Raw genomic sequence first — 13,508 nt, forward strand, 5'->3', positions numbered from 1 at the left:
CCACTGGAGGGGGAGGCGCCGCAGGCGCTGCGGGGGTGTGTCATGTCTTGCGTCCCATCAGGCCTTCGGGACGCCAGATCAGGATGACCGCCATCAGCACGTAGACGCCCATGCCGCTGAGCTCGGCGAAGAACACCTTGCCGAAGGTGTCGACGAAGCCGACCAGCAGCGAAGCCACCAGTGCGCCCGTGATCGAGCCGATGCCGCCGATCACCACCACCACGAAGCAGATGATGAGCACGCTCGAACCCATGCCCGGATACACCGAGGACATGGGCGCCGCGATCATGCCGGCCAGCGCCGCGAGCGCCACCCCGGCCGCGAACACGATGCGATAGAGGCGCCGGATGTCGATGCCGAGGCCGCGCACCATGTCGCGGTCGCTGGCGCCGGCGCGGATCATCATGCCCAGGCGCGTGCGGTTGACCACGAAGTACAGGCCGATGGCCAGCACGATGCAGGCCGCCGATGCGAATAGCCGATACCACGGGTAGCTCATGAGATCGCCGAGCGCGAAGCTGCCCTCGAGCCAGGGCGGTGCCTTGACGCCGTGGACGTCGTTGCCCACGAGGATCGAGCGCAGTTCCTCGAACACCAGGATCAGCCCGTAGGTCATCAGCACCTGCTGAAGGTGGTCGCGCTGGTAGAGATAGCTGAAGAAAGCCCATTCGAGCAGGTAGCCGAACAGCGTGGCCAGCACCACGCCGGCCGCGAGCATCACGATGAAGTGGTCGCCGAACAGCGGCGAGAGCGAGAACGCCATGTAGGCGCCCAGCATGTAGAAGCTGCCGTGTGCGAGATTGATCACGCCCATGATGCCGAAGATCAGCGTCAGGCCGGAGGCGACGAGGAACAGCAGCAGCCCGTATTGAACGGAGTTCAGGCACTGAACGAGAAAGGTACCGAAGTCCACAGGCTGTTTTCGTAAGGGCGTCGATGCGGGGATCCTGTTCGGGAAACACCGCGGAACTGGCGCTGCCAGCCCGCTGGTGTTGCCCCCGGCAGGGGGTGGGCGCCCGGACACGAAGTGCCGGGCAACCTGGGGGCAAGCTACATCTTGCAGCCGCGCGCGGGGTCGGCCAGGCCCTTCACGGCAACGCCGACCACCTTGTTCTCGTTGCCGTCGACCTTGCGCAGGTAGATGTCCTGCACCGGGTTGTGCGCCTTGCTGATCGTGAACGGGCCGCGCGGGCTGTCGATCTTGGCCTTCTCGATCGCGCCTGCGAACTCGGCCTTCTTCGAGATGTCGCCCTTGACCGCGCTGAGGCCGATGCCGAGCATCTGCGCGGCGTCGTAGCCCTGCACCGCGTAGACGTCCGGCTGCAGCTTGAAGGTCTTGGCGTAGGCGGTGCGGAAGGCGGTGTCGCGCGGGGTGTTGAGGCCGTCGGCGTAGTGCAGCGTGGTCTGCATGCCCTGCGCCGCTGCGCCCTGGGCCTCCAGCGTGCCGTCGGTCAGGAAGCCCGGGCCGACCAGCGGAATGGTCTTGTTGAGGCCGGCCGCCGCGTAGTCCTTGACGAACTTGACCGCGCCGCCGCCCGCGAAGAACGAATACACGATATCCGGCTTGGCCGCTGCGATCTCGGTCAGCAGGGCCTGGAACTCCACGTTCGGGAACGGCAGCGTGAGCTGCTTCTCGACCTTGCCGCCGGCCTTCTCGAAGCCTTCCTTGAAGCCGGCCACCGACTCGTCGCCGGCCGCGTACTTCCAGGTGATGGTCATGGCCTTCTTCTTGCCCTGCTTGCCGGCCACCTCGCCCATCGCGTAGGCCGGCTGCCAGTTCGAGAACGAGCTGCGGAAGATGTTCTGTGCGCACATCGGGCCGGTGACCGCATCGGCGCCCGCGTTCGGCACGATCAGCACGGTGCCGCTTTCCTTCGCCGCCTTGGCCATGGCCATGGCCACGCCCGAATGCACGGTGCCGATGATGACGTCGACGTTGTCGCGCTTGATCAGCTTGTTGACGTTGTCGGTGGCCTTGGCCGGATCCGATTCGTCGTCGACCTTGACGAACTCGATCTCGCGGCCGCCGAGCTTGCCGCCTTGCTCCTCGAGAGCCAGCTTGAAGCCGTTCTCGATCGCGACGCCGAGCGCCGCGAAGGTGCCGCTGTACGGCAGCATCAGGCCCACCTTCAGCTTGCCCTGCTGGGCGTGGCCCAGCGTGGCGATGCACGCGAGTGCCAGGGCGGTCAGGGTGCTGCGAGCGATGCGGTGGCGCATGGAGAGTCTCCTTCGGTTGATTGAAATTACTTTACAGCTAAACTATTCATGACTCAAGTAAGAGTTTCCCCCAACACGCTCGACGGCGCGTGACGCTCGGAGTCAGGGTGAAGATCTCGCCTGGATGAAACGGACGGTCGCAACTATCGCGGTTTCGGGCTGATCGCGATGCGGGGAATGCCCGCAGTCGGGGATCTCGAGCAGTTCGGTCTGCGGCACGCGAGCGGCGATGCCGCGGATCTGCTGCAGCGTGCCGTATTCGTCGTCGACGCCCTGCATCGCGAGCACCGGGCAGCGGATCGGTTCCAGCTCGGCCTCGATGTTCCATTGCCGGAAGGGCGGGTGCAGCCAGATCCGGTTCCAGCCCCAGAAGGCCGAATCGGGATCGTCGTGGTAGCGCCCGAGCCGCTGCGGCAGGTCGGTCTCGAGGTAGGCCCGGCGCGCCACTTCGATGTTGGCAACCGTCACGTCCTCGACCCGGATGTGCGGCGCGAGTACGACCAGGCCGGCCACGCGCTCCGGGAAGCGGGCCGCATACAGCAGCGAGATCGAGCCGCCGTCGCTGTGGCCGAAGAGCCAGGGCCGTCCGGTCAGGCCGATCGCGCCGAAGAAGGCCGGCAGCACCTCGTGCGCCTGCCGGTGCATGAAGTCGATGCTCCAGGTCTCGTCGTCGTCGCGCGGCGTCGAGCGGCCGTAGCCGGGGCGCGAGAACACCAGGCCGCGGAAGCCGCCGGCTTCGCACAGCTGCGCGGGGAAGTCCTTCCACATCGCGACCGAGCCCAGGCCCTCGTGGAGAAAGACCACGAGCGGCGCTTCGGTGCGCTCGGGCGCGATGCGCTGGTATTCGATCTGGAGCGCACGCCCGCGCCACGCGATCGCGGCGAACTCGACCGCGCCGCTCACGCCTGCTGCTCTTTCTCGCGCAGCCGGAAGCGCTGGATCTTCCCGGTCGCGGTCTTGGGCAGTTCGTCGACGAACTCGATGAAGCGCGGGTACTTGTAGGGCGCGAGGCGCTCCTTCACGAAGGCCTTGAGCTCTTCCTCGCTCACCGTGCGGCCGTCCTTGCGCACCACGTAGGCCTTGGTCTTGGTCAGGCCCTCGGCATCCTGCTTGCCGATGACGGCCGCCTCGAGCACCGAGGGATGCAGCATCAGCGTGGCCTCGACTTCGAACGGCGACACGTAGATGCCGCTGACCTTGAGCATGTCGTCGCTGCGGCCGGCGTAGGTGTAGTAGCCGTCGGCGTCGCGCGAGTACTTGTCGCCGCTCTGGGTCCAGCCGTCGCGGAAGGTGGCGGCGCTCTTCTCGGGGTTGCCCCAGTACATGAGCGCGGCGCTCGGTCCCTTGATGTAGAGGTCGCCGACCTCGCCGGCCGGAACCGGGCGGCCGTCCTCGCCGCGCAGCTCGATCTCGTAGCCGTCCACCGGGCGGCCCGTGGTGCCGTAGCGGATGTCGCCGGGCCGGTTCGAGATGAAGATGTGCAGCATCTCGGTGGAGCCGATGCCGTCGATGATCTCGCAGCCGAAGTGGTTCTTGAAGCGCTGCGCGATCTCGCCCGGCAGCGCCTCGCCGGCCGACGAGCACATGCGCAGCGCCACCGCCTCGCGCGCGGGCAGCGCAGGCGAGGCGAGCATGCCCGCGAAGCCGGTCGGTGCGCCGAAGAAGACGGTCGGCCTGTGGGCGCCGGTCCAGCGCCTGAAGGTGGCGTCGGGCGTGGGACGTTCGGCCATCAGCAGCACGGTCGCGCCGACCGAGAGCGGGAAGGTCAGCGCATTGCCCAGGCCGTAGGCGAAGTACATCTTGGCGGCCGAGAAGCAGACGTCGTCCTCGGTCAGGCCGAGCACGGGCTTGCCGTAGAGCTCGGCGGTCCACCACGGATTGGCGTGGCTGTGGACCGTGCCCTTGGGCTTGCCCGTCGATCCCGACGAATAGAGCCAGAAGGCATGGTCCTGCGGCGCGGTGGCGGCCGGTGCGGCCAGCGGCGCCTGGGCGGCGATCGCGTCGTCGAGGTCCTGCGCGCCCTCCGGCAACGCGCCCGCAGGGTGCGAGACGAGGAGGGTGCGGACCTGGTGGGGCGCCTTGGCCATCGCCTCCTGCAGCATCGGCAGCAGGGCGCCCGACACCAGCGCAGCAGTCGCCCCGCTGTGGCCCAGCATGTAGGCATAGTCGTCTGCCGTGAGCAGCGTGTTCACGGCCACCGGCACCACGCCGGCATAGAGGCTGCCGAGAAAGCTCACGGGCCAGTCGTTGCCGTCGAGCATGAGCAGCAGCACGCGGTCTTCGCGCCGGACACCCGCGGCGAGCAGGGCGGACGCCAGCCGCCGCGCGCGGTCCTCGAGTTCGCCGTAGCCGAGCGCACCGCGGTCGTCGACATAGGCGGCCTTGGCGGCGCGGCCGCGGTTCAGCGCGAACAGGTGCTCGGCGAAATTGAAGCTGTCGGGCAGGCTCATCGTGTCTCCTCTCGGACCCTGCGGCCCGTCTGTGGTCGGTCGTCGTCGTCGCTGCTGCGGGTGGCCCGCTGCTACTTGCTGAACCGGATCTGGCCTTCGGGCAGCAGGTAGAGCACCAGGGCGCGGCCCTGGGCGACAGTGGGATGGTGGGCGCTGCCGGGCGGATAGACGCACCATCCGGCGGGCCGGCCGTCGAAGGTGGCGTCGCCTTCGAGCGGCATGATCAAATCGATCTCCCCGCCCGGATGGGTATGGTGCGGGCCCGCGATGTCCTGCATGTCGACCACGTCGACCGAGAAGCGGCCCAGCGCATCCTCGGCCTTGAAGACCCGGCCGTAGCGGATGCCGCCACCCTCGCGCTCGCAGAGCCAGCCTTCTGCGACACCTTCGAGGCAGTCCTCGCGCAGCCGGGCGAAGGTGGGGCTGCCGGCACCGTGGTGGGTGTTGAGCCAGCGGTCGAGGTCCTCGTCGAGCGGGCGGCCGGCGATGTGGGCCGCGATCTCGGCAACATGCTGGTGGAAGGCTTGCTTGGACATGGCGATCTCTTCGTGCGTGGGGAACAGCTTGCGGCAATGACCTGCGTGCAGTATCTTGCCTGTGCGCGAACGATAAGCACCGACCCCATGAGTGTCAAGCAATATAGTGCATGTATGCGCGTTAACCCCGAGAAAGAGTCATGAACGAGCGAGCAGACGACGTGGTCCTGACCGCGCAGCCCGAACCCGAGCCAGCAGCTGCGGCCGAAGAAGCCAAGAACCCGCTGCTGGTGGCGCTGGGCGAGCGCGTGCGCAACCTGCGTGCGCGCCGCGGTCTCACGCGCCGCGCCGTGGCGCAAGCGGCCGAGGTGTCGGAGCGCCACCTGGCGAACCTCGAGTACGGCATCGGCAACGCCTCGATCCTGGTCCTGCAGCAGGTGGCGGGTGCCCTGCAGTGCTCGCTGGCCGAACTAGTCGGCGACGTGACGACGATCTCCCCCGAATGGCTCCTGATCCGCGAGCTGCTCGAAGGCCGCGACGAGGCCGACCTGCGGCGCGCCCGCATCGCGCTCGGCGAACTGCTCGGCACGGCGGGCAGCGACCCGGCGCGCGGAAGGCGCATCGCGCTGGTGGGCCTGCGTGGGGCCGGCAAGTCGACCCTGGGCCAGATGCTGGCCGACGATCTCGAGCTGCCCTTCATCGAGCTGAGCCGCGAGATCGAGAAGTTCGCGGGCTGCAGCGTGCGCGAGATCCACGACCTCTACGGCACCAATGCCTACCGCCGCTACGAGCGCCGCGCGCTCGAGGAAACCGTGCAGATCTACAGCGAGGTGGTGATCGCCACGCCGGGCGGCATCGTCTCCGACCCGGCCACCTTCAACCAGCTGCTGGCCCACTGCACCACGGTCTGGCTGCAGGCGTCGCCCGAGGAGCACATGGGCCGCGTGCGGGCCCAGGGCGACACCCGGCCGATGGCCGCCAGCAAGGAGGCGATGGACGACCTGCGCCGCATCCTGAGCGGGCGCGCGGCCTTCTATTCCAAGGCGGACATCAGCGTCGACACCACCGGCCGCAGCCTCGAACAGAGCTTTCACCTGCTGCGGGACACGGTGCGCGAGGCGATCGCGGTTCACTGAAGCCCGGGGACGGAGCCCTGCTGTAAAAAAGTCCTTCCGGTATTGACTCGCCCCGAAACATGCAGCATGATGCATGTTCTGGCGATCGACGAATGCATTATTGTTCCTTGCCAGGCCCCACACCCCAAGGAGACCTCATGAGCGACCCCAGCACCCCCGCCCCGCGCGTCGACTACCGCACCGAACCCGGCCAGTACCGCCACTGGAGCCTCAGCGTCGAGGGCACGGTCGCGCGCCTGTCGCTCGACATCGCCGAGGACGGCGGCATCCGCCCGGGCTACAAGCTCAAGCTCAACAGCTACGACCTGGGCGTGGACATCGAGCTCAACGACGCGCTCAACCGCGTGCGCTTCGAGCATCCGCAGGTCAAGTCGGTGATCGTCACGAGCGCCAAGGACCGCATCTTCTGCTCGGGCGCCAACATCTTCATGCTCGGCGTCTCCAGCCACGCCTGGAAGGTCAACTTCTGCAAGTTCACCAACGAGACGCGCAACGGCATCGAGGACACGTCGAAGCACTCGGGCCTCAAGTTCCTGGCCGCCGTGAACGGCGCCTGTGCGGGCGGCGGCTACGAGCTGGCCCTGGCCTGCGACGAGATCGTGCTGGTCGACGACCGCTCCTCCTCCGTCTCGCTGCCCGAGGTGCCATTGCTCGGCGTGCTGCCCGGGACCGGCGGCCTCACGCGGGTGACCGACAAGCGCCACGTGCGCCATGACCTGGCCGACATGTTCTGCACCAGCGTCGAAGGCGTGCGCGGCCAGCGCGCGGTCGACTGGCGCCTGGTCGATGCGATCGCCAAGCCGGCCCAGTTCGCCGCCGCGGTGCAGGAGCGCGCCGCTCGGCTCGGCGAAGGCAGCCAGCGCCCAGCCTCGGCCAAGGGCGTGAGCCTGACCCGCCTCGAACGCGAGGACGGCGCCGACAGCCTGCGCTACCAGCACGTCACGGTCGAGATCGACCGCGCCCGCCGCATCGCCACGCTGACGGTGAAGGCCCCAACCGGCGCGCAGCCCGCCGACATCGCCGCCATCGGGGCGGCCGGCGCCGCCTGGTGGCCGCTCGCGATGGCGCGCCAGCTCGACGACGCGATCCTCAACCTGCGCACCAACGAGCTCGACATCGGCACCTGGCTGCTCAAGACCGAGGGCGACGCCAAGGCCGTGCTGGCCAGCGATGCGACGATGCTCGCGAACAAGGACCACTGGCTGGTCAACGAAACCATCGGCGCGCTGCGCCGCACGCTCGCGCGCCTGGACGTCTCCTCGCGCAGCCTGTTCGCGCTGATCGAATCGGGTTCGTGCTTCGCGGGCACGCTGGCCGAGATCGCCTTCGCGGCCGACCGCGCCTACATGCTGGCGCTGCCCGACGATGTCGACAAGGCGCCCAAGCTGGCGCTCAACGAATTCAACTTCGGCTTCTTCCCGCTGGTGAACGACCAGAGCCGCCTGCAGCGCCGCTTCTACGAGGAGACGGCGCCGATGGAGGCCGCGCGCGGCGCTGTCGGTCAGGCGCTCGATGCCGACGAGGCGCTCAAGCTCGGCCTGGTCACGGCCGCGCCCGACGACATCGACTGGGACGACGAGATCCGCATGGCGATCGAGGAACGCGCCGCCATGTCGCCCGATGCGCTCACCGGCCTCGAAGCCAACCTGCGCTTCGCGAGCAAGGAGAACATGAACACCCGCATCTTCGGCCGCCTCACGGCCTGGCAGAACTGGATCTTCAACCGCCCGAACGCGGTCGGCCCGAAGGGTGCCCTGAAGGTCTACGGCACCGGCGAGAAGGCCGGCTTCGACATGAACCGCGTCTGATACAGCGCCCGGTCCGCAACGAACCCAAGGAACAACGATGAGCACGGTCAACTACAGCGAGAAGATCCCCAACAACGTCAACCTCGGCGAGGACCGCACGCTGCAGCGCGCGCTCGAAGGCTGGCAGCCGAACTTCGTCAACTGGTGGGACGACGTCGGCCCCGACGGTTCGACCGCGTACGACGTCTACCTGCGCACGGCCGTGAGCGTCGACCCGCAGGGCTGGGCACAGTTCGGCCACGTGAAGATGCGCGACTACCGCTGGGGCATCTTCCTGAATCCGGGCGATGCCAACCGCGAGATCCACTTCGGCGACCACAAGGGCGAAAAGGCCTGGCAGGACGTTCCGGGCGAGCACCGCGCCAACCTGCGCCGCATCATCGTCACGCAGGGCGACACCGAGCCGGCCTCGGTCGAGCAGCAGCGCCACCTGGGCCTGACCGCGCCCAGCATGTACGACCTGCGCAACCTCTACCAGATCAACGTCGAAGAGGGCCGCCACCTGTGGGCCATGGTCTACCTGCTGCACAAGCACTTCGGCCGCGACGGCCGCGAAGAGGCCGAGGCGCTGCTGCAGCGCCAGTCGGGCGACCAGGACAACCCGCGCATCCTCGGCGCCTTCAACGAGAAGACGCCCGACTGGCTGGCCTTCTTCATGTTCACCTACTTCACCGACCGCGACGGCAAGTTCCAGCTGTCCGCGCTGGCCGAGAGCGCCTTCGATCCGCTGGCGCGCACCACCAAGTTCATGCTGACCGAAGAGGCGCACCACATGTTCGTGGGCGAGAGCGGCGTCTCGCGCGTGCTGCAGCGCACCGCGCAGGTCATGAATGAACTGAAGACCGACGATCCGCAGAAGGTGCGCGCGGCCGGCGCGATCGACCTCGGCACCATTCAGCGCTACCTGAACTTCCACTACAGCGTGACCATCGACCTGTTCGGTGCCGACCAGTCGAGCAACGCCGCGATCTTCTACAGCTCGGGCCTCAAGGGCCGCTACGAGGAAGGCAAGCGCACCGACGACCACGTGCTCAAGGGCCAGACCTACAAGGTGCTCGAGGTGGTCAACGGTCAGCTGGTCGAGAAGGACGTGCCGATGCTCAACGCGCTCAACGAGGTGCTGCGCGACGACTTCATCAAGGACTCGGTGGCCGGCGTGCAGCGCTGGAACAAGGTGCTCGAGAAGGCCGCCATCCCGACCCGCCTCACCGTGCCGCACAAGGCCTTCAACCGCCAGATCGGCGCGCTCGCAGGCATCAAGATGTCGCCCGACGGCCGCGTGGTCAACGAGGCCGAATGGGCCGCGAAGAAGGCCGAATGGCTGCCCACGCCCGACGACTTCGCTTTCGTGGCATCGTTGATGGGCCGCGTGGTCGATCCGGGCAAGTTCGCAGGCTGGATCGCACCGCCGGTGATGGGCATCAACCGGCAGCCCGTGGATTTCGAGTACGTAAGATTCGGCTGAGCGTCGACAGCGCCGCGGCTTCGGCAAGGGCCGGCCCGCGGCGACATAGAGGAGACCCACGATGGACATGGCCGTTGACGTTTCGGTGATCCGGCAGCACCTGATCGACCCCGAGATCTGCATTCGCTGCAACACCTGCGAAGCCACCTGCCCGGTCGGCGCGATCACGCACGACGACCGCAACTACGTGGTGCGCGCCGATGTCTGCAACGGCTGCATGGCGTGCATCTCGCCGTGCCCGACCGGCTCGATCGACAACTGGCGCAACATGCCCGTGGTGCGCGCCTATTCGATCGAGGAGCAGCTGACCTGGGACGAGCTGCCGGCCGAGCTCACGCAAGAGCAGCTCGAGGCCGAAGGCGCCGGCCCGGCAGGCGAAGTGCAGCTGCAGGTGCCTGCGGCGCCGCCGCAGCCGGCCGCCGAGCCCGGTGAAGTCGCCTTCAGTTCGGCGCAGTACGGCGCCACCACGCCGCCCTGGTCGGCGGCGCACGCCTACACCAACCTGCATCCGCCGAAGAACCCGACCACGGCCACCGTGGTCGGCAATTTCAATTGCACCGAAGCAGGCTACGAGAACCAGACGCACCACATCGTGCTCGACTTCGGCACCATGCCCTTCCCGGTGCTCGAGGGCCAGTCGATCGGCATCATCCCGCCGGGCACCGATGCCAGCGGCAAGCCGCACTTCGCGCGCCAGTACTCGATCGCGAGCCCGCGCAACGGCGAGCGTCCCGGCTACAACAACGTCTCGCTGACCGTGAAGCGCGTACTGGAAGACCACCAGGGCAAGCCCGTGCGCGGCGTCGCGAGCAACTACGTGTGCGACCTCAAGGTCGGCGACAAGGTGCAGGTGATCGGGCCCTTCGGCGCCTCGTTCCTGATGCCCAACCATCCGAAGTCGCACATCGTGATGATCTGCACCGGCACCGGCAGCGCACCGATGCGGGCCATGACCGAATGGCGCCGCCGGCTGCGCAAGAGCGGCAAGTTCGAGGGCGGCAAGCTGATGCTGTTCTTCGGTGCGCGCACGCAGCAGGAGCTGCCCTACTTCGGTCCGCTGCAGACCTTGCCCAAGGACTTCATCGACATCAACTTCGCCTTCTCGCGCACCACGGGCCAACCCAGGCGCTACGTCCAGGACATGATGCGCGAGCGTGCGGCCGACCTCGCCGAGCTGCTGAAGGACGGCCAGACGCACTTCTACGTCTGCGGCCTGAAGAGCATGGAGGAAGGCGTGGTGCTGGCGCTGCGCGATGTCGCGACGGACGCCGGCCTCGACTGGGACACCGTGGGTGCGGGGCTCAAGCGCGAAGGGCGCCTGCACCTGGAAACCTACTGATGCGCTTCGCCGAATTCCATGTCGGTCAGGTGATCGAGGCCGGCCCGACGCTCGTGACCGAGGCGCAAGTGCTTGCATTCGCGCGCGAGTGGGATCCGCAGTGGTTCCACACCGATACCGAAGCGGCGGCCGAAGGGCCGTTCGGAGGCCTGATCGCGAGCGGCTGGCACACCGCCGCGATCGCGATGCGGCTGGTGGTCGACCAGGTGCTCGCGGGGTCCGAATCCTTCGCCTCGCCTGGGCTCGAATACCTCAAGTGGCCCAACCCGGTGCGCCCGGGCGACAGCCTGCGGCTGCGCGCCGAGGTGCTGGAGGTGCGACGCTCCGAGCAGCGGCCCACGCTCGGCATCCTCACCTGGCGCTGGCAGCTCTTCAACCAGCGCGGGCTGCCGGTGCTCGAGCTGGTGGCGACCAGCATGTTCAAGCTGCCACCGCGCTGATCGCGCGGGGCGCCGGTGACTCGCCTCACTCGGCAGGCGCAGCCCGGAAATCCTCCTTCGCCACCAGCACCGGCGTCGCCGGCTGCAGCACGAAGTTCGGCGACATGATCTGCACGCCGTATTCGTTGAAGACATCCTGGATGTGGCCGTGCAGCGCGCTCAGCACATCGAACTTGGGCGCGCCGCTGCGCATGAAGACGTTGAGCTCGTACTCGACATAGAAATCCTGCAGCCGCAACTGGCGTACCGTCGGCAGCGGATCGGCCAGCAGATCGGGCGTGCGGCGCGCGGCCATCACGAGCATCGCGTGCACCTGGCGCCAGGGCGTGTCGTAGCCGATCGTGATCGAGGTCGACAGCGAGATGCCGCCGCCCGCGGCCTTGGTGGTGCCGCTGTGGTTCTGGATGCGGGTTGCGATCACCAGCGAATTCGGCAGTGTCACCTCCTGGTCGAGCCGATTGCGCAACTTGATCGAGAGCGTGCCGAGTTCCAGCACGTAGCCCTCGACGTCGCCGACCTGCACGAAGTCCCCGGGCCGCAGCGCGCGAGAGTAGATCAGCACGAAGCCCGACATGATCTGCGACACCAGCCCCGACGAACCCAGGGTCACGAGCACGCCGAAGAACACGCTGAGGCCCTTGAAGGCGTCCGAGTCGGAGCCAGGGATGAAGGGGTAGGCGACCACCGCGGCGAACAGCCACACCAGCACCATCGTGAGCCGGCGCGTGGCGCCGATGGTGTCGGATTGCAGGGCCGCGAGCTTCACGCCGCTGGCATGGGCGGCGTCGAACATCGCGTGCAGCCCGCGCACCGAGAGATGCGCGAAGAAGAAGATCGCGGCCACCATCGCGAGGTCGGGCAGCGCATGAATGGCACCGACCGCCAGCGTCGAGGCGACCGCCACCAGCGAGCTGTCCAGCGTCTGTCCCCAGGGCTGTGTGTAGGGAAAGCGGGTCAGTGCATAGGCCAGCCAGACGTAGAAGGCGAAGGCCATCAGCGCGAACTTGCACCAGCGGATCGCGATGCCCAGCAGCGAGACCGCGATGCGGCGCCAATCGAAGTGCGGCCGCTGGAAGGCGCGGGCGCGAATCGGCGCCGTGCGCGCCTCCACCACCAGCGCCAGCCGCTGCAGCGCCAGCAGCACCAGGAGCAGCAAGAGGCTCGCGAGTGCGACCCAGCCGAAGCCCTCGGCGAGGCGGCGCCCACCGCCCTGATCGGCACGCGCCGCCAGCGCCGCCTGCAGCCGGGCGCCGGTCTGGGCCGCGACCTGACCCAGGCCCGGGTCGCCAGGCTCGAGGTCGTCGTCGAAGATCGCGAACAGCGTCTCCCCGCGGATCATGATCGCGTAGCCCTGGTTGCCGTCGTGCGTGATGGGCGCCGCCTCGACGGGCGTCGTCAGCGCGGCCGCCGGGAGAGCGGCGATGCGCTCCGACGCGCGGGTGGCGCGCTGCTGCGGCGTGAGCCCGAACATCGGCGTGCGGAAGACGAACACCGGCCGGTTCCAGACCCGCAGGCTTGCCTCGGCAGAAGCCGCCGCGCTCGCGATCGCGGCCGCCGGTGCATCGGCCGCGCTCGCTGCGCCCGCCGCGGCCCACGTCACGAGGATCAGCGCCGCCCACAGCACACCGCGACGCAGCAGCGCGGCCAGCCACGGCGCGACCCCATGGGCAAGTGGTGCGTGCGCTTCGCTCGGAGCTGCCGCAATACGTCGGTGCAAATTCATATGTAAAGGAAAGTACACCACGAATCGCCGAAGCCTGACAAGAAAGCGGCGCGGCCGGAACGCCTAGCTGCGGGTGGGCACCGCTTGCGCAATGGGCGCGGCTTCGGCCGCCGGTGCCGGTTCCTCGCCGATGCGGTCGTCGGCCTGCGGCGGCGTCGTGAGCTGCTCGAGCACGCGAACCCGGCGCACCACCAGTTCGTCGATCTCCAGCCGTCGTACCTGCACGCGGCCGATCACGAGGCGGCCGATGGCCAGTGCGCCGATGGCCAGGGCACCGACGGCGGCGGCCCCCACCGCGATGGAACCGAGGGCGGCGACGCCAGCCGCGTGGGCGCCGGTCGCGCCGGCCGGCGTCTTTCGAAGGCCTGCGAACTTCGTATGCATCAGCTTCATTGCAACTCCTTTGAAAGATGCCGTGGCCGGGGAGGCAAGCGGCCCATTGTGTGCGCTCCGT

Annotated in this window: 12 protein-coding genes; 5 read left to right on the plus strand and 7 right to left on the minus strand. The window is 68.2% G+C overall.

Translation table 11 applies throughout. The features are described 5' to 3' along the window. Positions 1 to 40 precede the first annotated feature (40 nt). The 5 genes from QTH87_RS17845 to QTH87_RS17865 form a co-directional block, all read right to left on the minus strand. Positions 41 to 913: a branched-chain amino acid ABC transporter permease gene (locus QTH87_RS17845; RefSeq protein WP_286611066.1), complete on the minus strand. Its 873-nt coding sequence runs from the start codon at positions 911 to 913 to the stop codon at positions 41 to 43. Positions 914 to 1,050: 137 nt separating this feature from the next. Further along, a complete protein-coding gene (locus QTH87_RS17850; RefSeq protein ID WP_286611068.1) occupies positions 1,051 to 2,217 on the minus strand; it encodes an ABC transporter substrate-binding protein in 1,167 nt (388 codons plus the stop codon). 102 nt (positions 2,218 to 2,319) lie between these two features. Continuing rightward, entirely contained in the window at positions 2,320 to 3,120 is an 801-nt protein-coding gene (locus QTH87_RS17855) for an alpha/beta fold hydrolase (RefSeq protein ID WP_286611070.1), read from the minus strand. Next, positions 3,117 to 4,667, minus strand: a complete 1,551-nt coding sequence (locus QTH87_RS17860; RefSeq protein WP_286611071.1) for a benzoate-CoA ligase family protein — start codon at positions 4,665 to 4,667, stop codon at positions 3,117 to 3,119. The genes QTH87_RS17855 and QTH87_RS17860 overlap by 4 nt, the downstream gene beginning before the upstream one ends. A 71-nt stretch (positions 4,668 to 4,738) precedes the next feature. Beyond that, entirely contained in the window at positions 4,739 to 5,203 is a 465-nt protein-coding gene (locus tag QTH87_RS17865; protein WP_286611073.1) for a 4-hydroxylaminobenzoate lyase, read from the minus strand. 140 nt (positions 5,204 to 5,343) lie between these two features. Here QTH87_RS17865 and QTH87_RS17870 point away from each other — a divergent pair, with 140 nt between their 5' ends. From QTH87_RS17870 to QTH87_RS17890, 5 genes are all read left to right on the plus strand, one after another. Then, positions 5,344 to 6,279 carry a helix-turn-helix transcriptional regulator gene (locus tag QTH87_RS17870; RefSeq protein WP_286611076.1) on the plus strand — a complete coding sequence of 312 codons (936 nt, stop codon included), beginning with the start codon at positions 5,344 to 5,346 and terminating at the stop codon, positions 6,277 to 6,279. A 137-nt stretch (positions 6,280 to 6,416) separates the two neighbouring features. Continuing rightward, on the plus strand, positions 6,417 to 8,087 hold the full coding sequence (boxC, locus tag QTH87_RS17875) for a 2,3-epoxybenzoyl-CoA dihydrolase (protein ID WP_286611078.1): 1,671 nt from the start codon (positions 6,417 to 6,419) through the stop codon (positions 8,085 to 8,087). 37 nt (positions 8,088 to 8,124) lie between these two features. Beyond that, positions 8,125 to 9,552, plus strand: a complete 1,428-nt coding sequence (boxB, locus tag QTH87_RS17880; protein ID WP_286611079.1) for a benzoyl-CoA 2,3-epoxidase subunit BoxB — start codon at positions 8,125 to 8,127, stop codon at positions 9,550 to 9,552. 61 nt (positions 9,553 to 9,613) lie between these two features. Beyond that, complete coding sequence (boxA, locus tag QTH87_RS17885) at positions 9,614 to 10,891, plus strand: benzoyl-CoA 2,3-epoxidase subunit BoxA (RefSeq protein WP_286611081.1); 1,278 nt, start codon at positions 9,614 to 9,616, stop codon at positions 10,889 to 10,891. Further along, positions 10,891 to 11,331 carry a MaoC family dehydratase gene (locus QTH87_RS17890; protein ID WP_286611083.1) on the plus strand — a complete coding sequence of 147 codons (441 nt, stop codon included), beginning with the start codon at positions 10,891 to 10,893 and terminating at the stop codon, positions 11,329 to 11,331. Before boxA ends, QTH87_RS17890 begins: the two co-directional genes overlap by 1 nt. Before the next feature lie 25 nt (positions 11,332 to 11,356). Here the strand turns inward: QTH87_RS17890 and QTH87_RS17895 are convergent, their stop codons facing one another. Further along, positions 11,357 to 13,054, minus strand: coding sequence for a mechanosensitive ion channel family protein (locus QTH87_RS17895; protein ID WP_286611085.1), 1,698 nt, complete (start codon positions 13,052 to 13,054; stop codon positions 11,357 to 11,359). A 63-nt stretch (positions 13,055 to 13,117) separates the two neighbouring features. Next, positions 13,118 to 13,447, minus strand: coding sequence for a hypothetical protein (locus QTH87_RS17900; RefSeq protein WP_286611086.1), 330 nt, complete (start codon positions 13,445 to 13,447; stop codon positions 13,118 to 13,120). Between the last annotated feature and the right edge of the window lie 61 nt (positions 13,448 to 13,508).

Source organism: Variovorax jilinensis (genome assembly GCF_030316885.1).
In the GTDB taxonomy this organism is placed as follows: domain Bacteria; phylum Pseudomonadota; class Gammaproteobacteria; order Burkholderiales; family Burkholderiaceae_C; genus Variovorax; species Variovorax jilinensis.

Bases quoted from the DNA above. Each gene is read 5' to 3' on its own strand.
- QTH87_RS17895 (WP_286611085.1), bottom strand. From the start codon at position 13,054: ATGAATTTGCACCGACGTATTGCGGCAGCTCCGAGCGAAGCGCACGCA.
- boxC (WP_286611078.1), top strand. From the start codon at position 6,417: ATGAGCGACCCCAGCACCCCCGCCCCGCGCGTCGACTACCGCACCGAA.
- QTH87_RS17900 (WP_286611086.1), bottom strand. From the start codon at position 13,447: ATGAAGCTGATGCATACGAAGTTCGCAGGCCTTCGAAAGACGCCGGCC.
- QTH87_RS17850 (WP_286611068.1), bottom strand. From the start codon at position 2,217: ATGCGCCACCGCATCGCTCGCAGCACCCTGACCGCCCTGGCACTCGCG.
- QTH87_RS17860 (WP_286611071.1), bottom strand. From the start codon at position 4,667: ATGAGCCTGCCCGACAGCTTCAATTTCGCCGAGCACCTGTTCGCGCTG.
- QTH87_RS17865 (WP_286611073.1), bottom strand. From the start codon at position 5,203: ATGTCCAAGCAAGCCTTCCACCAGCATGTTGCCGAGATCGCGGCCCAC.
- QTH87_RS17890 (WP_286611083.1), top strand. From the start codon at position 10,891: ATGCGCTTCGCCGAATTCCATGTCGGTCAGGTGATCGAGGCCGGCCCG.
- boxB (WP_286611079.1), top strand. From the start codon at position 8,125: ATGAGCACGGTCAACTACAGCGAGAAGATCCCCAACAACGTCAACCTC.
- boxA (WP_286611081.1), top strand. From the start codon at position 9,614: ATGGACATGGCCGTTGACGTTTCGGTGATCCGGCAGCACCTGATCGAC.
- QTH87_RS17870 (WP_286611076.1), top strand. From the start codon at position 5,344: ATGAACGAGCGAGCAGACGACGTGGTCCTGACCGCGCAGCCCGAACCC.